Annotated in this window: 22 protein-coding genes; 6 read left to right on the top strand and 16 right to left on the bottom strand. The window is 68.0% G+C overall.

Going from position 1 to position 23,601, the window contains the following annotated elements; all coding sequences use genetic code 11:
* Positions 1 to 23: 23 nt before the first annotated feature.
* The 3 genes from CY652_RS09520 to CY652_RS09530 form a co-directional block, all read right to left on the bottom strand.
* Complete coding sequence (locus CY652_RS09520) at positions 24 to 812, bottom strand: TatD family hydrolase (protein WP_102130460.1); 789 nt, start codon at positions 810 to 812, stop codon at positions 24 to 26.
* Between the two features lie 74 nt (positions 813 to 886).
* The gene (lolD, locus tag CY652_RS09525) at positions 887 to 1,639 is read right to left on the bottom strand and encodes a lipoprotein-releasing ABC transporter ATP-binding protein LolD (protein ID WP_102130461.1); all 753 of its coding nucleotides are present in this window, start codon (positions 1,637 to 1,639) and stop codon (positions 887 to 889) included.
* A complete protein-coding gene (locus CY652_RS09530) occupies positions 1,632 to 2,885 on the bottom strand; it encodes a lipoprotein-releasing ABC transporter permease subunit (RefSeq protein WP_102130462.1) in 1,254 nt (417 codons plus the stop codon). The genes lolD and CY652_RS09530 overlap by 8 nt, the downstream gene beginning before the upstream one ends.
* 346 nt (positions 2,886 to 3,231) lie before the next feature.
* Between CY652_RS09530 and CY652_RS09535 the strand changes: the two genes are divergently transcribed.
* The 4 genes from CY652_RS09535 to lysS all read left to right on the top strand — a co-directional run bounded on the left by CY652_RS09535 (position 3,232) and on the right by lysS (position 9,017).
* Complete coding sequence (locus CY652_RS09535) at positions 3,232 to 4,329, top strand: regulator (RefSeq protein ID WP_102130463.1); 1,098 nt, start codon at positions 3,232 to 3,234, stop codon at positions 4,327 to 4,329.
* Between the two features lie 50 nt (positions 4,330 to 4,379).
* Positions 4,380 to 6,104 carry a single-stranded-DNA-specific exonuclease RecJ gene (recJ, locus tag CY652_RS09540; RefSeq protein WP_102130464.1) on the top strand — a complete coding sequence of 575 codons (1,725 nt, stop codon included), beginning with the start codon at positions 4,380 to 4,382 and terminating at the stop codon, positions 6,102 to 6,104.
* Positions 6,105 to 6,294: 190 nt separating this feature from the next.
* A protein-coding gene (gene prfB, locus CY652_RS09545) for a peptide chain release factor 2 (protein WP_102130465.1) occupies positions 6,295 to 7,399 on the top strand; the annotation gives its coding sequence in 2 pieces (ribosomal slippage) (positions 6,295 to 6,375 and positions 6,377 to 7,399; 1,104 coding nt in all).
* Between the two features lie 76 nt (positions 7,400 to 7,475).
* The gene (gene lysS, locus CY652_RS09550) at positions 7,476 to 9,017 is read left to right on the top strand and encodes a lysine--tRNA ligase (RefSeq protein ID WP_102130466.1); all 1,542 of its coding nucleotides are present in this window, start codon (positions 7,476 to 7,478) and stop codon (positions 9,015 to 9,017) included.
* Positions 9,018 to 9,113: 96 nt separating this feature from the next.
* On the opposite strand, the gene iscX is transcribed toward lysS, so the two are convergent.
* The 10 genes from iscX to CY652_RS24835 all read right to left on the bottom strand — a co-directional run bounded on the left by iscX (position 9,114) and on the right by CY652_RS24835 (position 16,477).
* A complete protein-coding gene (gene iscX / locus CY652_RS09555) occupies positions 9,114 to 9,311 on the bottom strand; it encodes a Fe-S cluster assembly protein IscX (RefSeq protein WP_102130467.1) in 198 nt (65 codons plus the stop codon).
* A 16-nt stretch (positions 9,312 to 9,327) separates the two neighbouring features.
* A complete protein-coding gene (fdx, locus tag CY652_RS09560) occupies positions 9,328 to 9,669 on the bottom strand; it encodes an ISC system 2Fe-2S type ferredoxin (RefSeq protein WP_102130468.1) in 342 nt (113 codons plus the stop codon).
* A 129-nt stretch (positions 9,670 to 9,798) separates the two neighbouring features.
* Positions 9,799 to 11,670: a Fe-S protein assembly chaperone HscA gene (hscA, locus tag CY652_RS09565; RefSeq protein ID WP_102130469.1), complete on the bottom strand. Its 1,872-nt coding sequence runs from the start codon at positions 11,668 to 11,670 to the stop codon at positions 9,799 to 9,801.
* Between the two features lie 72 nt (positions 11,671 to 11,742).
* Positions 11,743 to 12,276, bottom strand: coding sequence for a Fe-S protein assembly co-chaperone HscB (gene hscB / locus CY652_RS09570; RefSeq protein WP_102130470.1), 534 nt, complete (start codon positions 12,274 to 12,276; stop codon positions 11,743 to 11,745).
* Positions 12,277 to 12,391: 115 nt separating this feature from the next.
* Positions 12,392 to 12,715, bottom strand: a complete 324-nt coding sequence (gene iscA / locus CY652_RS09575) for an iron-sulfur cluster assembly protein IscA (RefSeq protein WP_102130471.1) — start codon at positions 12,713 to 12,715, stop codon at positions 12,392 to 12,394.
* A 174-nt stretch (positions 12,716 to 12,889) separates the two neighbouring features.
* Positions 12,890 to 13,315, bottom strand: a complete 426-nt coding sequence (gene iscU / locus CY652_RS09580) for a Fe-S cluster assembly scaffold IscU (RefSeq protein ID WP_102130472.1) — start codon at positions 13,313 to 13,315, stop codon at positions 12,890 to 12,892.
* Between the two features lie 51 nt (positions 13,316 to 13,366).
* Entirely contained in the window at positions 13,367 to 14,590 is a 1,224-nt protein-coding gene (locus tag CY652_RS09585) for an IscS subfamily cysteine desulfurase (RefSeq protein WP_102130473.1), read from the bottom strand.
* A 58-nt stretch (positions 14,591 to 14,648) separates the two neighbouring features.
* A complete protein-coding gene (gene iscR, locus CY652_RS09590; protein ID WP_102130474.1) occupies positions 14,649 to 15,182 on the bottom strand; it encodes a Fe-S cluster assembly transcriptional regulator IscR in 534 nt (177 codons plus the stop codon).
* A 169-nt stretch (positions 15,183 to 15,351) separates the two neighbouring features.
* Positions 15,352 to 15,834 (bottom strand): low molecular weight protein-tyrosine-phosphatase, encoded by a 483-nt coding sequence (locus tag CY652_RS09595; RefSeq protein WP_102130475.1) that lies wholly within the window; start codon positions 15,832 to 15,834, stop codon positions 15,352 to 15,354.
* 88 nt (positions 15,835 to 15,922) lie between these two features.
* A complete protein-coding gene (locus tag CY652_RS24835; protein ID WP_258002253.1) occupies positions 15,923 to 16,477 on the bottom strand; it encodes a hypothetical protein in 555 nt (184 codons plus the stop codon).
* Between CY652_RS24835 and CY652_RS09605 the strand changes: the two genes are divergently transcribed.
* Positions 16,476 to 17,321 (top strand): IclR family transcriptional regulator, encoded by an 846-nt coding sequence (locus tag CY652_RS09605; RefSeq protein ID WP_258002254.1) that lies wholly within the window; start codon positions 16,476 to 16,478, stop codon positions 17,319 to 17,321. The two genes, CY652_RS24835 and CY652_RS09605, sit on opposite strands and share 2 nt — an antisense overlap.
* A gap of 89 nt (positions 17,322 to 17,410) precedes the next feature.
* Here CY652_RS09605 and pbpG read toward each other — a convergent pair whose 3' ends face one another.
* On the bottom strand, positions 17,411 to 18,595 hold the full coding sequence (gene pbpG / locus CY652_RS09610; RefSeq protein WP_102130476.1) for a D-alanyl-D-alanine endopeptidase: 1,185 nt from the start codon (positions 18,593 to 18,595) through the stop codon (positions 17,411 to 17,413).
* A 594-nt stretch (positions 18,596 to 19,189) separates the two neighbouring features.
* Here pbpG and CY652_RS09615 point away from each other — a divergent pair.
* Positions 19,190 to 19,765, top strand: coding sequence for a phasin family protein (locus CY652_RS09615; RefSeq protein WP_102130477.1), 576 nt, complete (start codon positions 19,190 to 19,192; stop codon positions 19,763 to 19,765).
* A gap of 169 nt (positions 19,766 to 19,934) precedes the next feature.
* Here the strand turns inward: CY652_RS09615 and lpdA are convergent, their stop codons facing one another.
* Together lpdA and aceF are read right to left on the bottom strand one after the other, a co-directional pair.
* Entirely contained in the window at positions 19,935 to 21,719 is a 1,785-nt protein-coding gene (gene lpdA, locus CY652_RS09620; RefSeq protein WP_102130478.1) for a dihydrolipoyl dehydrogenase, read from the bottom strand.
* 161 nt (positions 21,720 to 21,880) lie between these two features.
* Positions 21,881 to 23,527 carry a dihydrolipoyllysine-residue acetyltransferase gene (aceF, locus tag CY652_RS09625; RefSeq protein WP_102130479.1) on the bottom strand — a complete coding sequence of 549 codons (1,647 nt, stop codon included), beginning with the start codon at positions 23,525 to 23,527 and terminating at the stop codon, positions 21,881 to 21,883.
* Positions 23,528 to 23,601: the final 74 nt, after the last annotated feature.

Genomic DNA, 23,601 nt, shown 5'->3' on the forward strand with positions numbered 1-23,601 from the left:
GAACCCGAACCGCCGACGGTGGATTATGCGGACAAAAGCGCGAGCCGCGGCAGCGCCGCGAGCGCGTTGGCCGTCGTGCCAAGGGCCAGCGCGTCGGGCGCAAGACCGCGCAATCCGGCCAGCACTTCGCCGATGCGCGGCACCTGGTCGGGCGTGTTGCGTTCGCGGTAACGCCAGGACGGCGCGATGTCGGGCGCGTCGGTCTCCATCACGATCGACTCGAGCGGCAGTTGCGCAGCGAGGCGCCGAATCTGCAGCGCGCGCTCGAACGTGAGATTGCCGCCGAAGCCCAGATGCAGCCCCTGGCCGATGAACGCCTGCGCCTGCTGGAAGCTGCCGTTGAACGCATGCGCGATACCGCGGCGCAGGCCGTGGCGGCGCAAGCCCTTGAGCACGCTGTCCTGCGACTTGCGCACGTGGCAGATCACGGGCAGGTCGAAGTCGCGCGCAAGACGCAGTTGGGCGTCGTAGAAATGCAGCTGCCGGGCCTCGTCGAGGCCCGGCACGAAATGGTCGAGGCCGATCTCGCCGATGCCGACGAAGCGCGGATCGGCAAGGCTTGCCTCGACCTCTGCGGCGAGCACGTCGAGGTCGCCGTCGAGCGCACGGGGCGTGTACATCGGATGAATGCCGAGCGCATAGACCGCGCCGTCGAGCCGATGCGCGAGCGCACGCACCATCGCGAAGTTCTCGCGCCCGACCGCCGGGATCACCACGCGCGCCACGCCCGCGCCGCGCGCCGCCGCGGCGACCGCGTCGCGGTCCGCGTCGAACTCCGCGGCGTCGAGATGGCAGTGCGTGTCGATCCACATAGACGGGTGTCTCCGCGACGCAAAACCCGAGGCCGGACGCGGGGCATCGCGCCCCGCCCCGCCGAACGGGCCGGCTAGTGCTGCTGCGCCGGGACTACCGGCGGCAGCGCCTCTTCGTACAGCGTGCCGTCGCGCAGCCGCACGATGCGGTCGCAGCGCCCGGCGAGGTCGAGATCGTGCGTGACGATCACGAAACTCGTGTTGAACGTATCGGACAATTCGAGCATCAAGTTGAACACCGTGTCCGCCGTCGCGCCGTCGAGGTTGCCCGTCGGTTCGTCGGCGAGCACGCAGGCCGGTTTCGTCACGAGCGCGCGGGCAATCGCCACGCGCTGCCGCTCGCCGCCCGAGAGCTCGCCCGGCCGGTGCTTCGCGCGATGCGCGAGCCCGACCCGCTCGAGCGTGTCGAGCGCCTCGCGGCGCGCGTCCTCGACCTCCATGCGGCGAATCCGCAGCGGCATCGCGACGTTGTCGAGCGCCGAGAATTCGGGCAGCAGATGGTGGAACTGATAGACGAAGCCGAGCGCCCGGTTGCGCAGCGTCGTGCGCTCGCGCTCGGAGAGCGCCGTGAACGGCTGGCCGAGCAGCGAGACCTCGCCCGCGCCGGGCTCGTCGAGGCCGCCCAGCACGTGCAGCAGCGTGCTCTTGCCCGAGCCCGACGCGCCGACGATCGCAAGTTTCTCGCCGCGCCGCACCGACAGTTGCGCGCCCTTCAGCACCGACACGCTCAGGCCGCCCTGGCCGAACGTCTTCGAGATGCTGTGCGCCTCGAGCACGTAGGGGTAGTCGCCGGCCACAGCCGACATCGCCGGGTTGAGCTTACTCATAGCGGAGCGCCTCCGCCGGACGAACCCGGGCCGCGCGCCAGCTCGGATAGAGCGTCGCGAGCGCGGACAGCACGAATGCGATCACGCCGATGTGGATCACGTCGGACGGGACGAGCTCCGAGGGCAGCTCGCTGATGAAGTACACCGACGGCGGCAAGAACTGCACGCCGAACAGATGCTCGATCATCGGCACGGACCACGGAATGCTCCAGGCGATCAGGCAGCCGAGCGCGACGCCCGTCGCCGTGCCAACGAAGCCGATCGTCACGCCCTGCACGAAGAAGATCTTCATGATCGAGCCCGGCTGCGCGCCGAGCGTACGCAGGATCGCGATGTCGGCCTGCTTGTTGGTCACGGTCATCACGAGCGACGAGACGAGATTGAACGCCGCCACGGCGATGATCAGCGTGAGGATGATGAACATCATGCGCTTTTCGATCTGCACGGCCGAGAACCAGGTCTTGTTCTCCTGGGTCCAGTCGCGCAGGTAGAGGTCGCCCGAGAGCGTGTGCGAAAGCTCGCGCGAGACGGCCGGCGCGCGCTGCATGTCCTTCAGACGCAGCCGCACGCCGCTCGGCGCGGGCAGCCGGTAAAGCACCTCGGCATCGTGGATGTTGATGAGCGCGAGCGTGCTGTCGTACTCGTAATGGCCCGACTCGAACACGCCGACCACGGTGAACTGCTTGAGCCGCGGCAGCATGCCGGCCGGCGTCATCGAGCCCTCGGGCGCGACGAGCGTGATGCGGTCGCCGAGCTGCACGCCGAGGCTCGAGGCAAGGTCCGCACCGAGCAGGATGCCGAAGCTGCCCGGCGTCAGCGCCGCCATGCTGCCGGCCTGCATTTCCTTGTCGATGTCGGAGACCTGCGGCTCGAGCGTCGGCTCGACGCCGCGCAGCGCGACCCCGCTCACGGTGTCGCCGCGCGTGAGCAGCGCCTGGGCGTCCACGTAGGGCGCGGCGCCGATGACCTCGTGGTTCTGCTTCGCCTCGCGCGCGGTGAGCTGCCAGTCCGGCATCGAGCCGGTCGGAGAAAATATCTCGATGTGCGCAAGCACCGACAGCATGCGGTCGCGCACGTCGCGCTGGAAGCCGTTCATGACCGACAGCACGACGATCAGCGCCGCCACGCCGAGCGCGATGCCCGACATCGAGACGAGCGCGATGAAAGAAATGAAGCCGTTGCCGGTGGTGCGTTTGCCGGCGCGCGTATAGCGCCAGCCGATTTGCCATTCGTAGGGAAGTTTCAAGCGATTCCTTGTATGCGCCCATGTGCGCCCGTTTTCGGGCGCGTTCAGCCTTGTTGCCCGACCGTCGCTCCAGCGTCGCGCCCACCCGCCCTGTTGTTGAGTGCAACGGACGGCATCGGGTTCCGCGGCGCCGGCGACGGCCAAGCGCGAAGTTTGCCACACAACGGATCCCGCCCCTCAAGTCGCTGCGCGGAGCACCGTCCCGGCGGCGCCCGCAGGCGACCGCCCCGAATCGCTACAAGTCGCCCCGACGCTCGGCCGGTACGACCCGGCATCGCCCGCGGCGCGCGCCGATCCGCAAAAACTTTCCGGACCGCGTCCGACAACGCGAAGCGATTACCCTACAATGCGCACCATCATGCCTATTGACCGCCTCCATCTCCTGGTGCCGTTTGCGCTGCCGTCGGCCGCCAACGCGTCCACCGCGCTCGCGGGCGTCGCCCGTCCGGCGCTGGAGCGGCTCGTGGCGCACGCGACGTTCGTCGAGCAGGTGATCGGCGAGGACTTCCAGCGCACGCTGCCGCACGAGCGCTGGGTCGCCCGCCGGTTCGGCGCCGTCGCAGGCAGCGCGGCCGACGAGGCGCCGCTCGCCCCCTACATGCTGCGCGCCGACGGCGGCGAGCCCGGCGACGCCACGTGGGCCTGCGTGCAGCCCGTGCACGTGCACGTCGCGCACGACCATCTGGTGCTGATCGATCCCGCCGCGCTCGCGCTCGACGATGCCGACGCCGCCGCGCTGTTCGCGCTGGCCCGGCCGCTGATCGGGGAACTCGGCGTGCGCGTCGAGGCACCGGCCCCGCAGCGCTGGTATCTGTCGAGCAACGCGTTCGGCTCGCTCGCCGGCGCCGCGCCGCTGCGCGCGAGCGGCCGCAACATCGAAATCTGGCTGCCGCACGAGGCGCACACGGGCGAGCGCTCGCGCCTCTGGATGAGGCTGCAGAACGAAGTGCAGATGGCCTGGTTCGAGCATCCTGTCAACGCGGCGCGCGAAGCGCGCGGGCTGCCGGCCGTCAACTCGATCTGGTTTCATGCGCAGGGCGCGGCGCGGCCCGTGACGAGCCCGTTTTCACGCGTCTTCTCGGACGCGGCCGCGACGCGCGGCCTCGCGCTGGCCGCATCGGTCGCGCCGGCGCCCGCGCCGGCCGGCTTCGCCGCGCTGCGCGAACAGCCCGACACCGCCGGACCAGACGGCACGACGCTCGTCGAGCTCGATCCGTTCGCCGCCGCGTTCATCGCGCAGGACTGGCCGCGCTGGGCCGATGCGTTCGCCGCGTTCGAGCGCGACTGGTGCGCGCCGGCGCTCGCCGCCCTGCAGACGGGCGAAGTGCGCGAGCTCTGCCTCACGCTGTGCGGCGATACCGGCTCGGTCACGCTGCGCGTCACGCGCGGCGACCTGCGCAAGTTCTGGCGCCGCCGCCCGTTCGCCTCGCTGCTCATCGAATGACGCACCATGTCCGCCCTGCGCGTTTCTTCCGCCTTTCCTGACAGCCTGGCATGACCCGAATCGTTACCCGCGCCTGCTCTCCCGCCGATGCCGAAGTGCTCGCGCGCCACGGCCTGCATCCCGTGCTCGCGCGGCTCTACGCGGCGCGCGGCGTGAGCCGGCCCGACGAGATCGAGACGGCGCTCGCGCGGCTGATCCCGCCCGCCTCGCTGAAGGGCATCGACGCGGCCGCCGCGCTGCTCGCCGACGCGCTCGAGCACCGGCGCCGCCTGCTCGTCGTCGCCGACTACGACTGCGACGGCGCGACCGCCTGCGCCGTGGCCGTGCGCGGCCTGCGCATGTTCGGCGCGCAGATCGACTACCTCGTGCCCAACCGTTTCGAATACGGCTACGGCCTCACGCCCGAGATCGTCGAGCTCGCCGCGCGGCGCGCGGGCGGCAAGCCGGACCTGCTGATCACGGTCGACAACGGCATCGCGAGCGTCGAGGGCGTCGAAGCGGCCAACGCGCTCGGCATCGACGTGCTCGTGACCGACCATCACCTGCCCGGCGAGACGCTGCCGACCGCGCGCGCGATCGTCAATCCGAACCAGCCGGGCTGCACGTTCCCGAGCAAATGCCTGGCCGGCGTAGGCGTGATGTTCTACGTGCTGCTCGCGCTGCGCGCGGAGTTGCGCCGGCGCGGCGCGTTCGGCGATGCCGACGGCGCGCGGCCCGAGCCGCGCCTCGACGGCCTGCTCGACCTCGTCGCACTCGGCACGGTCGCCGACGTCGTGAAGCTCGACGGCAACAACCGCGTGCTCGTCGCGCAAGGTCTCCAGCGCATCCGCAACGGGCGGATGCATCCCGGCATCGCGGCGCTCTTTCGCGCGGCCGGCCGCGACGCGCGCAGCGCCTCGGCCTTCGACCTCGGCTTCGCGCTCGGCCCGCGCCTGAACGCGGCGGGCCGGCTATCGGACATGTCGCTCGGCATCGAGTGCCTGACGACCGACGACGACGCCCGCGCCGCGCAGCTCGCGCAGCAGCTCGACGCGATGAACCGCGAGCGGCGCGAGATCGAGGCCGGCATGCAGCAGCAGGCGCTCGCCGATCTCTCGGCCGTGGACCCCGCCGCGTTCGCGACGAGCGCGACCATCTCGCTCTTCAACCCCGGCTGGCACCAGGGCGTCATCGGCATCGTCGCGGGCCGGCTGAAGGAGAAGTTCCACCGGCCGTCGTTCACGTTCGCGCCCGCCGACGAAAGCGGCATGCAGGTGAAAGGCTCGGGCCGCTCGATCCCCGGCTTTCATCTGCGCGACGCGCTCGACCTCATGTCCAAGCGCGAGCCGGGCCTGCTCGCGCGGTTCGGCGGCCACGCCATGGCGGCCGGCGTCACGCTCGCGGCCGCCGACGTGCCGCGCTTCACCGCCGCCTTCGAGCGCGTCGGCCGCGAATGGCTGAGCGACGACGCGCTCGCCCGCACCGTCGAGACCGATGGCGACCTCGAGGACGCCTACTTCACGCCGCAGTTCGTCGAGATGCTCGACGCCGCCGTCTGGGGCCAGGGGTTCCCGGCGCCCGTGTTCGCCGGCGAGTTCGAGGTGGCCTCGCAGGCGCTCGTGAAGGACCGGCACCTGAAGCTGCAGCTCGCGCGCGGCCGCCAGCGCTTCAATGCGATCTGGTTCAACCGCACCGACCCGCTGCCCGCTCGCGCGACGCTCGCCTACCGGCTCGTGCGCGACACCTGGAACGGCGTCTCGCGCGTGCAGCTCGTCGTCGAACACGCGGCCGACTAAAACCCTGCCCGCGCTGCCTTGCGCACGGGACGCCCGGCGACCTTGAAGGCGCCTTCAAGGCCTTCGCGGCCGCCCGCCACGCGGCCCCTTGCATGGCGCGCCGGCCCTCGCGCCGCCGGCGGCCCCGCCCCTTCTCCCGTGCCCGATCGGCTATAATTATCCGTTTTTACGCCCCCGGACGAAGATAGACATGGAAGCGGAACGTCTCAACGCGATCGAAGCCTCTCTGGCCGACCTGCGCCATCGCGCGGACGAGCTACGGGGGTATCTTTGACTACGACGTAAAGGCCACGCGGCTCGTCGAAGTCAACAGGGAACTCGAAGACCCCGACGTCTGGAACGACGCGAAGCACGCCCAGGCGCTCGGCAAGGAAAAGAAACTGCTCGAAGACGTGGTCGACATCCTCTCGGCGATCGACACCGATCTGCGCGACACGCATGACCTGTTCGAGATGGCGCGCGAGGAAAACGACGAGGACACGCTGCTCGCCTGCGAAGCCGATGCCGCCGCGATCGAGGCGCGCGTCGCCGGCGTCGAGTTCCGCCGCATGTTCTCGAACCCGGCCGACCCCAACAGCGCGTTCATCGACATCCAGGCCGGCGCCGGCGGCACCGAGGCCTGCGACTGGGCTTCGATGCTGCTGCGCCAGTACCTGCGCTACTGCGAGCGCAAGGGCTTCAAGGCCGAAGTGCTCGAAGAGTCCGAAGGCGACGTCGCCGGCATCAAGAGCGCGACGATCAAGGTCGAGGGTGAATACGCCTACGGCTTTTTGCGCACCGAAACGGGCATCCACCGGCTCGTGCGCAAGTCGCCGTTCGACTCCTCGGGCGGACGCCACACGTCGTTCTCGTCGGTCTTCGTCTATCCCGAGATCGACGACTCGTTCGAAATCGACGTCAACCCGGCCGACCTGCGCATCGACACGTTCCGGGCATCGGGCGCGGGCGGCCAGCACATCAACAAGACCGATTCGGCCGTGCGGATCACGCACATTCCGAGCGGCATCGTCGTGCAGTGCCAGAACGACCGCTCGCAGCACCGCAACCGCGCCGAGGCCATGGCGATGCTCAAGTCGCGCCTCTACGAGGCCGAGATGCGCAAGCGCCAGTCGGAGCAGGACAAGCTCGAATCGTCCAAGTCGGACGTGGGCTGGGGCCACCAGATCCGCTCCTACGTGCTTGACCAGAGCCGCATCAAGGATCTGCGCACGAACGTCGAAATGAGCAACACGAAGGCCGTGCTCGACGGCGACCTCGACGAGTTCATCAGCGCGAGCCTGAAACAGGGCATTTGAGCGGCGCCGGGCACACCTCGCGCCCTGCCGCACCGGAATCCGCCCGCCTTGCCGGGCCTTCGAACACCGAGCCATCATGACCGAACCGAACCAGCCGAACGAGGCGCCCGAGGCGAGTGCCGCCGGAGCGGACGACAACCCGATCATCGCCGAGCGCCGCGAAAAGCTGCGCGCGCTGCGCGAGGCCGGCGTCGCCTACCCGAACGACTTCCGTCCGACCCATCACGCCGCCGACCTGCAGGCCGGCTACGCCGACGCCGACAAGGACGCGCTCGAGACGCGCGTGCTCGAAGTCTCGGTGGCCGGCCGCATGATGCTCAAGCGCGTGATGGGCAAGGCCAGCTTCGCGACGGTGCGCGACGGCTCGGGCCAGATCCAGTTCTTCGTGACGCCGGCCGACGTCGGCGCCGACGTCTACGAGGCGTTCAAGAAGTGGGACCTCGGCGACATCGTGGCCGCGCGCGGCGTGCTCTTTCGCACCAACAAGGGCGAGCTCTCGGTACGCTGTACCGAACTGCGGCTGCTCTCGAAGGCGCTGCGCCCGCTGCCGGACAAGTTCCACGGCCTCGCCGACCAGGAAATACGCTACCGTCAGCGCTACGTCGACCTGATCGTCACGCCCGAGTCGCGCCAGACCTTCCTCGCGCGCACGAAGGCGATTTCGTCGATCCGCCGCTTCATGGCCGACGCCGCGTTCATGGAAGTGGAAACGCCGATGCTGCACCCGATTCCGGGCGGTGCCGCGGCCAAGCCCTTCGTCACGCACCACAACGCGCTCGACATGCAGATGTTCCTGCGCATCGCGCCCGAGCTCTACCTGAAGCGGCTCGTCGTCGGCGGCTTCGAGCGCGTATTCGAGATCAACCGGAATTTCCGCAACGAGGGCGTCTCGCCGCGCCACAATCCGGAATTCACGATGATGGAGTTCTACGCCGCGTACACCGACTACACGTGGCTCATGGACTTCACCGAGCAGTTGATCCGCCAGGCCGCCGTCGACTCGCTCGGCACGGCCGTGCTGACCTACCAGGGCCGCGAGCTCGACCTCTCGAAGCCGTTCCACCGGCTCACGATCACGGGAGCCATCCAGAAGTACGCGCCGCAGTACACCGACGCCCAGCTCGCCGACGCCGCGTTCCTGCGCGCCGCGCTGAAGCGGTTCGGCGTGGACACGACGCAGCCCGCGTTCCTCAACGCCGGCCTCGGCGCGCTGCAGCTCGCGCTTTTCGAGGAGACGGCCGAGGCGCAGCTTTGGGAGCCGACCTACATCGTCGACTACCCGGTCGAAGTCTCGCCGCTCGCGCGCGCCTCCGACACGCAGCCGGGCATCACCGAGCGGTTCGAGCTCTTCATCACGGGCCGCGAAATCGCCAACGGCTTCTCGGAGCTCAACGACCCCGAAGACCAGGCCGCCCGCTTCAGGAAGCAGGTCGAACAGAAGGACGCCGGCGACGAAGAAGCGATGTACTACGACGCCGACTACATCCGCGCGCTCGAGTACGGCATGCCGCCGACAGGCGGCTGCGGGATCGGCATCGACCGTCTCGTGATGCTGCTCACCGACAGCCCGAGCATTCGCGACGTGATCCTGTTCCCGCACCTGCGCCGCGAGGATTGAGTTCGCTCGCCGTCGCGCGAGCCGGACCCAACAAAAAAGGCGATTCGCTTTCGAAAGCGAATCGCCTTTTTCACGTGCCGCGCCCGACGCGGGCGCTCAGAAGTCCGCGTCCTCAATCCAGGCGGCCTGAATCGCCTCGAGGATTTTCTCGTTCGAGCGCGCGGGATCGTCGTCGAAACCGTCGAGCTCGGTGACCCAGCGATGCAGGTCCGTGAAGCGCACGTACTGCGGATCGACGTCGGGGTACCTGTCGGTCAACGCCATCGCGATGTCCTGCGTATCGGTCCATTTCATGACGCTCGCGCTCCTCTCAGTGGTTTTCCTTGGCATGGTTGATCGAGTAGCGGGGAATCTCGACCACGAGGTCCCCGTCGGCCGGCACGAGGGCCTGGCACGACAGCCGCGAGGTGGGCTCGAGCCCCCACGCCTTGTCGAGCAGATCGTCCTCGTCCTCCTCCGAGGGCGCGAGCGACTCGAACCCTTCCCGCACGATCACGTGACAGGTCGTGCAGGCGCACGACTTCTCGCACGCGTGCTCGATTTCGATGCCGTGCTCGAGCAGCGTATCGCAGACGCTCACGCCGGGCGTCGCATCGATGACCGCGCCTTCCGGGCACAGTTCGACATGGGGCAGCACCACGATTTGGGGCATTGTGAATTCCGTATCAAATATCCGTCGTACCGGGCGATGCCGCCGGCGGCATCGCCCATTCTACCGGCAGCCCACGCGCGAAAGCGCGCGCGGCCGTGGCGACATGGGCCGCGTATCGGCCGCCGCGCCTTAGCCGATCTCGTCGAGACGCCGGCCCGCGAGCGCGCGGCGGATGCCCTTGTCCATGCGCCGCGCGGCGAATTCGTCGGTGCCCGCCGAAAGCGCCTGCGTCGCGGCCTCGATCGCGGCGGTGTCGTCGCCGGGCGCGACCGCGCGCAACGCCACGATCAACGCGTCGAGTTGCGCGCGCTCGGTCGCGTCGAGCAACTCGCTGTCGGCCGCGAGCGCGGCGGCGGTCGCCTCGACGAGCCGTCCGGCTTCGACCTGGGCTTCGCGTAGCGCGCGCGCGCGCATGTCGACCTCGGCCGTCCTGAAGCTGTCTTCGAGCATCTTCGCGATGTCGTCGTCGGCAAGGCCGTACGACGGCTTCACGACCACCGACGCCTCGACGCCCGAATGCTGTTCGCGCGCGAACACCGAGAGCAGGCCGTCCGCGTCGACCTGGTAGGTGACGCGAATGCGCGCGGCGCCCGCGGTCATCGGCGGAATGCCGCGCAGCTCGAAGCGCGCGAGCGAACGGCAATCGGACACGAGCTCGCGCTCGCCCTGCACGACGTGAATCGCCATCGCGGTCTGGCCGTCCTTGAACGTCGTGAAGTCCTGCGCGCGCGCGACCGGAATCGTCGAATTGCGCGGAATGATCTTCTCGACGAGGCCGCCCATGGTCTCGACGCCGAGCGAGAGCGGGATCACGTCGAGCAGCAGCCAGTCGTCGCCGCTGCCGCGATTGCCGGCGAGCAGGTCGGCCTGGATCGCCGCGCCGAGCGCCACGACCTGGTCGGGATCGAGATTCGTGAGCGGCGGCTGGCCGAAGAACGTCTCGACCGCGCGGCGGATCACCGGCATGCGCGTGGCGCCGCCCACCAGCACGACGCCCTTCACCTCGGCCGGCGCGACCTTCGCGTCGCGTAGCGCCTTGCGCGTCGGCGCGAGCGTGCGCTTCACGAGCGACTCGACCAAAGCGGCAAAGCGGGCCTCGTCGACGCTCACGTCGACGGCGCGATCGTCGGAAAGCGTCGCACGAACGTGCGCGACAGGCACCGACGAAAGCGCCTCCTTCGCATCGCGCGCACTGTCGAGCAGCAGGCGCACGTCCTCAGGCGAGAGCGACGCAGCGTCGAGCTGCGCCTCGTCCAGCACGTGGCGGTAGAGCACCTGGTCGAAATCGTCGCCGCCGAGCGCGGAATCGCCGCCCGCCGCGAGCACCTCGAACACGCCCTTCGTGAGCTTGAGCACGGAGAGGTCGAAGGTGCCGCCGCCGAGATCGTAGACGGCGTAGAGGCCTTCGGCGCCGTTGTCGAGCCCGTAGGCGATCGCCGCCGCCGTCGGCTCGTTGAGCAGGCGCAGCACGTTCAGACCCGCGAGCCGCGCGGCGTCGCGCGTCGCCTGACGCTGCGCGTCGTCGAAATACGCGGGCACCGTGATGACGGCGCCCACGAGATCGTCGCCGAGCGTGTCCTCGGCGCGCTGGCGCAGCGTCGCGAGAATTTCCGCGGAGACTTCGACCGGGCTCTTCACGCCGTCCACGGTGCGAATCTGCACCATGCCCGGCGCGTCGACGAAATCGTAGGGCGCGTTCGCCGCACCCTCGACGTCGTGCTTGCCGCGGCCCATGAAGCGCTTGACCGAGACGATGGTGTTGCGCGGATCGGTGGCCGCCTCGCCTTTCGCGACGCGGCCGATGCGCCGGCCGCCGCCCGGCAGATAGCGCACCACGGACGGAAGCAGCACGTCGCCCGTTTCGTCGGGCAGCGCGTCGGGCACGCCGCTGCGCACCGTAGCGACGAGCGAATTGGTCGTGCCGAGATCGATGCCGACGGCCAGCCGCCGCTGATGCGGCGCCGGCGCCATGCCGGGTTCGGAGATTTGCAGTAATGCCATGAGTAATCTTTTGCGGGCCTTGCGGCCCCTCGCCTGTTACCTGGTTGTGCGCTGGTTGTGCGGCGCCCGCGCTCAGCCCTCGAGCCGCTCGATCTGCGCGTCGATTTCGCCCGCCACCCGCTCGATGAACATGAGCTGGCGCACCGCCTCGGCCGCGGCCTGGTCCGCGCCGCCGTCGAGCAACGCGGCAAGCTTCGCGAAGCGCGCGCGCTCGTCCTCGCGCAATTCCGCCGAAAGCGCGTCGAGCGCATCGACGTTCTTCGCGCCCACTGCGTCCTCGATGCTTTCGCGCCACTCCATCTGCTGCATCAGGAACGCCGGCTCCATGGCCGTGTTGTTCTCCGCGCCGACGTCGAGGCCGCGCAGATGCAGCAGGTAGATCGCGCGCTGCAGCGGATGGCGCAGCGTCTGGTACGCCTCGTTCGCGCGCGTGGCCCACTGCATCGCGAGACGCTTCTGCGCGTCGCCCGCCGCCGCGAAACGGTCCGGATGGACCTGGGCCTGCACGGCGCGATAAGCGCGGTCGAGCGCGTCGGCGTCGAGCGCGAACTGCTCGGGCAGATCGAAAAGGGCAAAGTGCGTGCCGGAAAGGGAAAGCGCAGTCATGGGGATCGTCGAGGCCGGCCGGACCGGCAAATCGTTTCGGGCGGGCAAGCGGCGCCGCGGCGCATCAAAATCAAAAAGGCGGCACGCGCCGCCTTTTCGCCGCGTCGCGCGGCCTTCATACGCGGAACGACTCGCCGCAGCCGCACTCGTCCTTCACGTTCGGGTTGTTGAAGCGAAAGCCTTCGTTCAGCCCTTCCCGCACGAAATCGAGCTCGGTGCCGTTGATGTAGGCAAGGCTCTTCGGGTCCACCACGACCTTCACGCCGTAGCTCTCGAACACCTCGTCCTCGGGCGCCAGATCGTCGACGTATTCGAGCTTGTAGGCAAGCCCCGAGCAGCCCGTCGTGCGCACGCCGAGGCGCAGCCCGACGCCCTTGCCGCGCCGGGTCAAATACTTCTGTACGTGCTGTGCCGCCTTTTCCGTCAACGTAATAGCCATAGCGTCCGTGCCGCGCCCTCACGCCCTGCCCGACGCGACGCCCATCCGGGCTTCGCGCCGCGCAGGGCGCCGGGGCGACCCTGCCTGCATCCGAAATCGTTTATTCCAGCGCGGAACGGCATCCCGTCCGCCCCACCTTCGCCGCTTCGCTGCCAGCCCCCTCTGGAGCTTTCCTCAGGCCGCGGCCTGCTTCGCTTCCTCGCCTTCGGCGACCGCCGTCAGACCGCGGCGCTGGCGATAATCGGCCACCGCCGCCTTGATCGCGTCCTCGGCGAGAATCGAGCAGTGAATCTTCACCGGCGGCAGCGCCAGCTCCTCGGCAATCTGCGTGTTCCTGATCGCCATGGCCTCGTCGAGCGTCTTGCCCTTGACCCACTCCGTCACGAGCGAACTCGACGCGATCGCCGAGCCGCAGCCGTAGGTCTTGAACTTCGCGTCCTCGATAACGCCGTCCGCGCCCACGCGAATCTGCAGCTTCATCACGTCGCCGCAGGCCGGCGCGCCGACCATGCCGGTGCCGATCGTGTCGTCGTCCTTCGCGAACGAACCGACGTTGCGCGGGTTTTCGTAGTGGTCCAGAACCTTGTCGCTATATGCCATGATCTCTACTCCTTGATTCGTTTCGGGTCGCCCTGCGCGCCGGCGGCGCGATCAGTGCGCGGCCCACTGGATGGTCGTCAGGTCGATGCCGTCCTTGTGCATTTCCCAAAGCGGCGACAGGTCGCGCAGCTTGGCGATCTTGCCCTTCAGCAGGTTGACCACGTAATCGACGTCCTGTTCGGTCGTGAAGCGGCCCACCGTGAAGCGGATCGAGCTATGCGCGAGTTCGTCGTTGCGGCCGAGCGCGCGCAGCACGTAGGACGGCTCCAGCGACGCCGACGTGCACGCCGAGCCCGACGATACCGCAACGTCCTTGACGGCCATGATCAGCGACTCGCCCTCGACGAAGTTGAAACTGATGTTCAGGTTGTGCGGCACGCGCTTTTCCATGTCGCCGTTCACGTAGACCTCCTCGATCTCCGAGAGGCCGCGCAGCAGACGGTCGCGCAGCATGCGGATGCGCTCGTTCTCCGTCGCCATTTCCTCGCGCGCGAGCCGGAACGCCTCGCCCATGCCGACGATCTGGTGCGTCGCGAGCGTGCCCGAGCGCATGCCGCGCTCGTGGCCGCCGCCGTGCATCTGCGCCTCGATGCGCACGCGCGGCTTGCGGCGCACGTACAGCGCGCCGATGCCCTTCGGGCCGTAGGTCTTGTGCGCCGAAAACGACATCAGGTCGACCTTCAGCTTCTGCAGGTCGATTACGACCTTGCCCGTCGCCTGCGCCGCATCGACGTGGAAAATGATGCCCTTCTCGCGGCAGATCTCGCCGATCGTCTCGACGTCCTGGATCACGCCGATCTCGTTGTTCACGTACATCACCGAGACGAGGATCGTATCCGGGCGCAGCGCCGCCTTGAAGGCGTCGAGGTCGATCAGGCCGTCCGGCTTCACGTCGAGATACGTGACGTCGAAACCTTCGCGCTCGAGCTCGCGGCACGTGTCGAGCACGGCCTTGTGCTCGGTCTTCACCGTGATGACGTGCTTACCCTTGCTCTTGTAGAAATGCGCGGCGCCCTTGATGGCGAGGTTGTCCGACTCGGTCGCGCCCGAGGTCCAGATGATTTCGCGCGGGTCGGCGTTCACGAGCGCGGCGACGTTCTCGCGCGCTTCCTCGACCGCGTGCTCCGCTTCCCAGCCGTACGCGTGGCTGCGCGAGGCCGGATTGCCGAATTGCTCGCGCAGGTAGGGGATCATCTTGTCCACCACGCGCGGGTCGACCGGCGTCGTCGCGCTGTAGTCCATGTAGATCGGCAGGTGGGGAATGTCGTTATTCATGTATCACTCCGGGAAAATCGCGTGTTGTCTCGGTCGGTTCCGGGCGCCGTGGCCGCGCTCAGGAACCCGCCATGTTGAAAATGGAGTTCGGTCCTTTCGGCGCGGCATGCGCCGGCTCGACCACGGGCGCGCCGGTGCGCCGGTCGCGCAGCACCGAGGGCGCCGCACCTTCGCGCGCGCGCTGCTGGTCGACCAGATCCTTCAACGACACGGAATCGAGGTACTCCACCATTTTCTGGTTCAGCGTGGACCAGAGCTCGTGGGTCATGCAGTGGCCGTCGTGCTGCTTGGTGCCCTCGCAGGCGCCCTTGCCGCCGCACTGCGTGGCGTCGAGCGGCTCGTCCACGGCGATGATGATGTCCGCCACCGTCACGTTCTCCGCGCGGCGCGCGAGGTTGTAGCCGCCGCCCGGCCCGCGGACCGACTCGACGATTTCGTGACGCCGCAGCTTGCCGAACAACTGCTCCAGATACGACAGCGAGATGTGCTGGCGCTGGCTGATGCCTGCAAGCGTCACCGGGCCCTGCTCCTGGCGCAGCGCCAGGTCGATCATCGCCGTGACGGCGAAACGGCCTTTGGTCGTGAGTCTCATGATGTAGGGGGAACCGCAATTCTCGACAATTTTCGTCAAGTATAAATACATGACTGTTCCAGTCAAGTATACATGACGCCAGTCAGGTTATCCGGCGAACGGTGGATCGCCCGAATCGGTCGAAGGCCCGCAGCGCCATCCGACCCGTTTTCCGCTTTCGCGCCTGCTATCAGTCCGACAGACGCCCGCGCAGCCCTTCCAGCAAACCGGCGCACGCCGCCTCGCACTGATCGAGCACCGCCTCGAAACCGGCCTCACCGCCGTAATACGGGTCGGCCACTTCGCGTTCGCGCGCGTCGGGCGCGAATGCCATCAATAGACGGACCCGGTCGCGCAACTCGGGCGGGCACAGGCGGCGCAACGCGCCGAGGTTGGCGTCGTCCATCGCGAGCACGAGGTCGAAGCGGCCGAAATCCCCCGCCGCGATCTGCCTCGCGCGCAAACCCGAGAGATCGTAGCCGCGCCGGCTCGCCGCCCGCTGCGCCCGGGCGTCGGGCGCAGCGCCCACGTGCCAGTCGCCGGTCCCGGCCGAATCGACGACGATCCGCCCGTCGAGCCCGGCCTCGGCCACGCGCTTGAGCATCACGCCTTCGGCGGTCGGCGAGCGGCAGATGTTGCCGAGACAGACGAAGCAGACGGAAACCGTTTTCATCGAACCGTGGACTGCGTGGAGAAGACGGGAAGCCGCGATTATACAAAGGGCGCGATGAGTCTGCCGGACCCCGCGCCGCCGCTCGCGCTCAGGCCCGGCGGGCCGACGCCAGGACCGCGCTGGCCGACGACGCCCGGTCCGCCGCCTTGACGTCGCCGCCGACGAGCCCATACGAAAACGCCCTCGCCAGCTCGGCCGTCAGTTGCCCGGCGCCAAGCGGCGCCGGCGCGTCCGCCGAGCTCCACGCGTGTATCCACCCGGCCACCGCCAGCGGCACGATCAGCGCCACCGGCCAGTACCCCGCCACCATCCTTTTCATGATCGGCTCTCCCGATATGACGACAAGCCGTAACGCACTATCGTCACTGAGAATGATATAGAGCCAGACAATCAAGATAAAGGGATTTGCCACTAACACAGTGTTGCGGCCAGGCAAACAGTGAAGGCGATACGGTGTGATGCGAAGCAGTGCGGCAAAACGCTCCCGATCGTTCATCGTCCCGGCACAGGCATCGCGCTCGGCACAGTACGGCGCAACGCACCATTCGAAGACCCAAACGGCACCCGGGACATCCATTTTTTTCACGATACGAGATACAATCGATTCTCCGCCGCTTCGTGCGTCAACCGCTTTCGATCCCATGAGCGACACCCATTCCGAGCCCAAGACCTCGATTCAGGTGATCGAACGCATGATGCGCCTGCTCGACGCGCTCGCCGCGCATAGCGATCCGGTCAGCCTGAAAGAACTGGCGCAGCGCACCGCGCTGCATCCGTCGACGGCCCACCGCATCCTGAACGACATGGTGAGCTGCCGGCTCGTCGATCGGTCGGACCCCGGCACGTACCGGCTCGGCATGCGTCTGCTCGAACTCGGCAATCTCGTGAAGGCGCGCCTGTCCGTGCGCGACGCGGCGCTTGCGCCGATGCGCGAGCTGCACCGTCTCACCGGCCAGACGGTCAACCTCTCGGTGCGTCAGGGCGACGAGATCGTCTATATCGAGCGCGCGTACTCCGAACGCTCGGGCATGCAGGTGGTTCGCGCGATCGGCGGCCGCGCGCCGCTGCATCTGACGTCGGTCGGCAAGCTCTTTCTCGCCGCCGACGAGGCGAACCGCGTGCGCGCCTACGCGACGCGCACCGGCCTCTCGGGCCACACCCGCAACAGCATCACCGACCTCGCCCAGCTCGAGCGCGAGCTGACGCACGTGCGCCAGCAGGCCTGCGCACGCGACAACGAAGAGCTGGAACTCGGCGTGCGCTGCATTGCGGCGGGCATCTACGACGACACCGGCAAGCTCGTCGCCGGGCTGTCGCTGTCCGCGCCCGCCGACCGGATGCAGGACTCCTGGCTCGGCCAGCTCAGCAGCACGGCGCTCACCATCTCCGAGTCGCTCGGTTTTCATCCCGAGGCAGCCGGCGAAACCGCGCCGGGCGGCAACGACGGCCCGGGCAAGGCCCAGCCTGCGCCGCAACAGGCGTCCTAGACCTGTCGCGCATCGCGCGAAAGCCCGTACCATGCAAAACGCCCCACAATAAGCGGGGCGTTTTTTATCGGGCGCAATCTCCGGACGTTTCAGGTGCCGGCGCCGTTCGCGTCCGCGCCGGTGGCGACGCGCGCCTGCTGCTCGCCCCCGCCGTTGTCGAGCCACGTGCGCACGCGGCTCGCGTCGGCGAAGCGCGAATACTTGCCGGTCGAGTCGAGCAGGACCACGATCATCGGACGGCTGTGGATCGTCGTCTGCATGACGAGGCACTCGCCCGCCTCGTTGATGAAGCCCGTTTTCTGCAGGCCGATGTCCCAAGACGGGTTGTGGACCAGCGCGTTGGTGCTGTTGTAGACGAGCGAGCGCTTGCCGGTGAACACCGTGTAGGAATTGTGGTCGGTCGAGAACTGGCGGATCAGCGGGTACTGGTAGGCGGCGTTGACCATCTTCACGAGGTCGCGCGCGGTCGAAACGTTGTGGCTCGTCAGGCCGGTCGAGTTCTCGAAGTGCGTGTCGGTCATGCCGAGCGCCTTCGCCTTGGCGTTCATCGCGGCGATGAACGCGGGCCGCCCGCCGGGGTAGTAGCGCGACAGCGCCGCCGCCGCGCGGTTTTCCGACGCCATCAGCGCGATGTGGAGCATGTCCTCGCGCGAGAGCACGGACCCGACCGAAAGGCGCGACCCGGTGTTCTTGATGAAATCGCGGTCGTCGTCGGTCACTTCGATCGGCTGGTCGAGCGGCGCCTTCGAATCGAGCACGACCATCGCCGTCATCAGCTTCGAGATCGAGGCGATCGGCACGACCTCGCTCGAGTTCTTCTCGTAGACCGGCGCGAGCGTGTTCTGGTCGACGATGTAGGCGACGTTCGAGCGCAGCGCGAGCGACTCGGGCGACTCGGGCGACTCGTGCAGCCGGAACGCCTGACTCGTCGGCGAGTGGCGCGGTTCGAAGGCGACGCGCCGCATCGTCGCGTGGCGCCGCCCCTTCATCACGTAGGTCACGCGCCGCTTTTTCGCGCCGAGGCGGGCTTTCCCGCTCGTCGCGATCTTGCGGGCGCCGGCCCTGTGCCCGGCTGCGTTCGCGCCTGAAACGACGTCTTTCGCCGCCGGCGGCTGCGTGCCGGCGGGAGCGGCGGCGGCCGGATCGTCCGCCGCGAAAGCCCGCACCGGCATGACAAGAGCTGAACTGACGATCAGGGAAACCGCCAGCGACAGCGCTGTACCGACCATGGCACCCTGGGTCACTTTGAACGGCAAGAGCTTGTCGAGATTCATTGGTGTTCTATATCGGAGCGGCGGAATGGTTCGCCAAGTGTAGTTAAAGCCGGAAAATTTCGCAAATTGAAGCACTTACCTGCATTCATTAAACCGGAATGTAAGTTTCGATTGTAGAAACGCGATCGAAACTTCCCTAACGATGCAGACAGGCAATCGAAACGGTGCACTGCGGGCGTCGGCGCCATACGCGGCGGGCAGCACGGACGCCTGAAACGGTCATCGAGCGGCAAGCGGGGAAGATCCGGCCCTATCCGGCGGCAACGGACACGAAACGCGCTTTCGACCGCGATAGCCCTTCAACGTTCCACGCCCGAATCGGTGGACGCAGTCGCCGCTATTTTCAGGATGCAACGGAAAACCGGCGCCAGCCGCATCAGGGCTACCCCGGATTTCGGAAGAATCCGCATAACGATATATTTATCAACGGCTTAAAGAATTGTGCGACGCACAAAATCCTTGACATTGGCCGCAGGCGTCCTACAATCCAAGGTAATGTTGCGACGCACAAATGCGCGAACAGAACACCATCCCGTCTTGCCCCCTTTCCCAACGCGGTCCGCATCGGACGGCCCGCCCTCCAGGAGCGTAACCATGAGTCTGCTGACCCCCGAGCAATTCGCCGCTGCCCAGAAGGCCAATCTCGAAACCCTCTTCGGCCTGACCGGCAAGGCATTCGAGGGCGTGGAAAAACTGGTCGAACTGAATCTGCAGGCCGTCCGCTCGAACATCGCCGAAACCCAGGAACACGCGCAGCGCGCGCTGTCGGTGAAGGACGTGCAGGAGCTGCTCGCGCTGCAGGCCAGCTACACGCAGCCGCTCGCGGAAAAGCTGCTGTCGTACGGTCGCCATCTGTACGAAATCACGGCCACCACCCAGGCCGAGTTCGCGCGCGTGGCCGAGGCCCACTACGAAGACCAGAACCGCAAGGTGCAGTCGCTCGTCGACAACGTCGCGAAGAACGCGCCGGCGGGTTCGGAAACGGCCGTCGCCGTGATCAAGTCGGCCATCAACGCCGCCAACACGACCTACGAAACGGTGCACAAGGCAGCGCGCCAGGCCGTTGAAATCGCCGAAAGCAACTTCAACGCGGCAACCGCCGCCGCTGCCAAGGCCACGACCCAGGCTTCGCGCTCGGCGGCCGCGTCGGCCACCAGAAAGCCGGCCTGAGTCCCGTCGTCGTTCGTCGCGCCCGGGGGGCTCTGCCCGCTCCGCATCCGCCCTCGCGACGTTCGCTCATCGTTTTACGGCCGACAAAACAGGAACGGCGCGCTTCGACGAAGCGCGCCGTTTCGTTTGGCGCCGACGCCGGCCGGACCCGGCCGGCCGCACATCGCGACTACTTCTTTTTCTGCGGCGGCAGGTCCGTGCAGACCCCCTCGTAAAGCTCGGCAGCCATGCCGATCGACTCGCCGAGCGTCGGGTGCGGGTGGATCGTGCGGCCGATGTCGGTCGCGTCCGCGCCCATCTCCACCGCGAGGCACACTTCGCTGATGAGGTCGCCCGCGTTCAGGCCGACGATGCCGCCGCCGATCACGCGATGCGTCTCTTCGTCGAAGAGCAGCTTCGTGAAGCCCTCGTCGCGTCCGTTCGCGATCGCGCGGCCCGACGCGGCCCACGGAAACACCGCCTTGCCGTACTTGATGCCCTCGGCCTTGCATTGATCCTCGGTCTTGCCGGCCCACGCCACTTCCGGATCGGTGTAGGCCACGGCCGGGATCTGCAGCGCGTCGAAGTAAGCCTTCTCGCCGTGCGCCACTTCCGCCGCGACGTGAGCTTCGTGCACCGCCTTGTGCGCGAGCATCGGCTGGCCGACGATGTCGCCGATCGCGAAGATGTGCGGCACGTTCGTGCGCATCTGCTTGTCCACTTCGATGAAGCCGCGCTCGGTCACGGCGACGCCCGCCTTGTCCGCGCCGATCTTCTTGCCGTTCGGCGTACGCCCCACGGCGACCAGCACGAGATCGTAGCGCTGCGGGCCGTCCGGCGCCTTCTCGCCCTCGAAGCTCACGTAGATGCCGTCGTCCTTCGCTTCGGCCTTCGTGGTCTTCGTCTTCAGCATCACGTTGGCGAAGCGCTTCGCGTTGTACTTCTCCCAGACCTTCACGAGATCGCGGTCGGCGCCCGCCATGAGGCCGTCCATCATTTCGACGATGTCGATCTGCGCGCCGAGCGTCGAGTAGACGGTCGCCATTTCGAGGCCGATGATGCCGCCGCCAATCACGAGCATGCGCTGCGGAACCTGCCGCAGCTCCAGCGCGCCCGTCGAATCGATCACGCGCGGGTCCTCGGGGATGAACGGCAGCTTCACGGCCTGCGAGCCGGCCGCGATGATGGCCTGTTTGAAGCGGACGACCTTCTTGCCGCCCTCGCCCGCCACTTCCATGTGGTGCGGATCGACGAACGTGCCGACGCCCGTCACGACCTCGACCTTGCGGGCCTTCGCCATGCCGGCGAGGCCGCCCGTCAGCTTGCCGACGACGCCGGCCTTGAACGCGCGCAGCTTGTCCAGATCGACCTGCGGCTTGCCGAACGTAATGCCGTGCGCGGACAGCGACTCGGCCTCGTCGATGACGAGCGCCGTGTGCAGCAACGCCTTCGACGGGATGCAGCCGACGTTCAGGCACACGCCGCCGAGCGTCGGATAACGCTCGATCAGCACGGTCTTCATGCCGAGATCGGCGGAGCGGAAGGCGGCCGAATAGCCGCCGGGGCCCGAGCCGAGCACGAGCATGTCGCATTCGATGTCCGCGCTGCCGCCGAAGCTGCCGGCCTGCGGCGCGGCGGCCTTGGGCGCGGCGGCCGGCGCGCCCGATGCGGCGGCCGGTTGCGGCGCGGCCGCGGCAGGCGCCGGGGCCGCAGCGGCGGGTGCCACCGAGGCGCCCGCGGACGCCTCGACGAGCGCGATCACCGTGCCTTCCGACACCTTGTCGCCGGGCTTGACCTTGATCTCCTTCACCGTGCCGGCGGTATCGCTCGGCACCTCGATGGAGGCCTTGTCCGATTCCAGCGTCATCAGCGCCTGCTCTTTTTCGATGACGTCGCCGGGCTTGATGTTGACTTCGATGACATCGACGTCCTTGAAGTCGCCGATGTCCGGCACTTTCACTTCGACGAGACTCATGGTGTCCCCTGTGTCGACCGAAGCCGGCGTGTCGGCCGGAACGACGCCTCAGCGTCTACTCCGGGCCACAGCGCCGACTCCAGTCCCATACGAAAGATGGTGGCTGGTGGAGCGACCGGCTCGCCCGCCGAGGGACGAGCCGACCGGTCGATGAAGCGGATTTACAGGATCACGCGCCGGAAATCGCCCAGCACCGACGAAAGGTAGGCGTTGAAGCGCGCCGCCTCCGCCCCGTCGATCACGCGGTGGTCGTACGAGAGCGAGAGCGGCAGCGTGAGGCGCGGCACGAACTGCTTGCCGTCCCACACCGGTTTCATCGCGCCGCGCGACAGGCCGAGAATGGCCACTTCGGGCGCGTTGATGATCGGCGTGAAGTGCGTGCCGCCGATGCCGCCCAGTGACGAGATCGAGAAGCAGCCGCCCTGCATCTGCTCGGGCTTGAGCTTGCTTTCGCGCGCCAGCTTCGACAGCTCGCTCATTTCCTTCGCGATCTCGACGAGGCCCTTCTTGTCCGCGTCGCGGATCACCGGCACGACGAGGCCGTTGGGCGTATCCGCGGCGAAGCCGACGTGGTAGTACTGCTTGAAGACGAGATTGTCGCCGTCGAGGCTCGCGTTGAAGGTCGGGAACTTCTTCAGCGCCGACACGCAGGCCTTGATGACGAACGCGAGCATCGTGAACTTGACGCCGGCCTTCTCGTGCTCCTTGTTCAGTTGCACGCGCAGCGCCTCGAGGTCGGTGATGTCCGCTTCGTCGTTGTTCGTGACGTGCGGGATCATCACCCAGTTGCGATGCAGGTTCGCGCCCGAGATCTTCTTGATGCGCGAGAGCGGCTTCGGGTCCACCGGACCGAACTTCGCGAAGTCGACCTTCGGCCAGGGCAGCAGGTTCAGCCCGCCGCCCGCCGGCGCGCCCGCGGCAGCCGGCGCGGCCTGCTGGCCGCTCATCACGCCTTTGACGAACGCGGTCACGTCCGCCTGGGTGATGCGGCCTTTCGGGCCCGTGCCGCGCACGCGCGAAACGTCGACGCCCAGCTCGCGCGCGAACTTGCGAACCGACGGCGACGCGTGGCTCGCGTGACGCGAGCCGCCTTCGCCGGCCGGAATGGCCGGCGCCTGGGCAAGCGCGGACGGCGCGGTGGACGGCGCAGCCGCCGCGGGAACCGGCGCGGACGGCGCAGGCGCGGACGGCGCAGGCTTTGCAGCGGCGGGCGCCGCCGCGCCCGCGTCGGCTTCTAGCAGCAGGATCACGGCGCCTTCGGAAACCGAGTCGCCGACCTTGATCTTCACTTCCTTGACGACGCCGGCGGCCGGGCTCGGCACGTCCATCGTCGCCTTGTCCGACTCGAGCGTGACGAGCGACTGTTCCTTCTCGACGCGGTCGCCGGCCTTCACGGCAATCTCGATGACGGGCACGTCCTTGTAGTCGCCGATGTCCGGCACCGTGACGGTCTGCACGCCGCCGCCCGTCGCGGGCTGGGCCGGTGGTTGTTGGGCCGGTTGGGCCGGCGCGGCCTGCGGCGCCGGAGCAGGCGCTGCCGCGCCGTTGCCGGCGGGCGCCGCAGCGCCCGCGCTATCCAGAATGACGATCAGTGCGCCTTCCGACACCGAATCGCCGACCTTGATCTTCACTTCCTTCACCGTGCCCGCGGCCGGGCTCGGCACGTCCATGGTCGCCTTGTCCGATTCGAGCGTGACGAGCGACTGCTCTTTCTCGACGGTATCACCCGCCTTCACCAGAATCTCGATTACAGGCACGTCCTTGTAATCGCCGATGTCCGGCACCTTGACTTCGATCGCTTGACTCATTGTTGATGTCTCCAGGGCCGCGGACACACCTTCCCCGTCGCCGGAGAAGGCGCGCCCGCAAGCACGCGGGGGTG

Origin of the sequence: Burkholderia sp. WAC0059 (assembly GCF_002870125.1) — a bacterium.
In the GTDB taxonomy this organism is placed as follows: domain Bacteria; phylum Pseudomonadota; class Gammaproteobacteria; order Burkholderiales; family Burkholderiaceae; genus Paraburkholderia.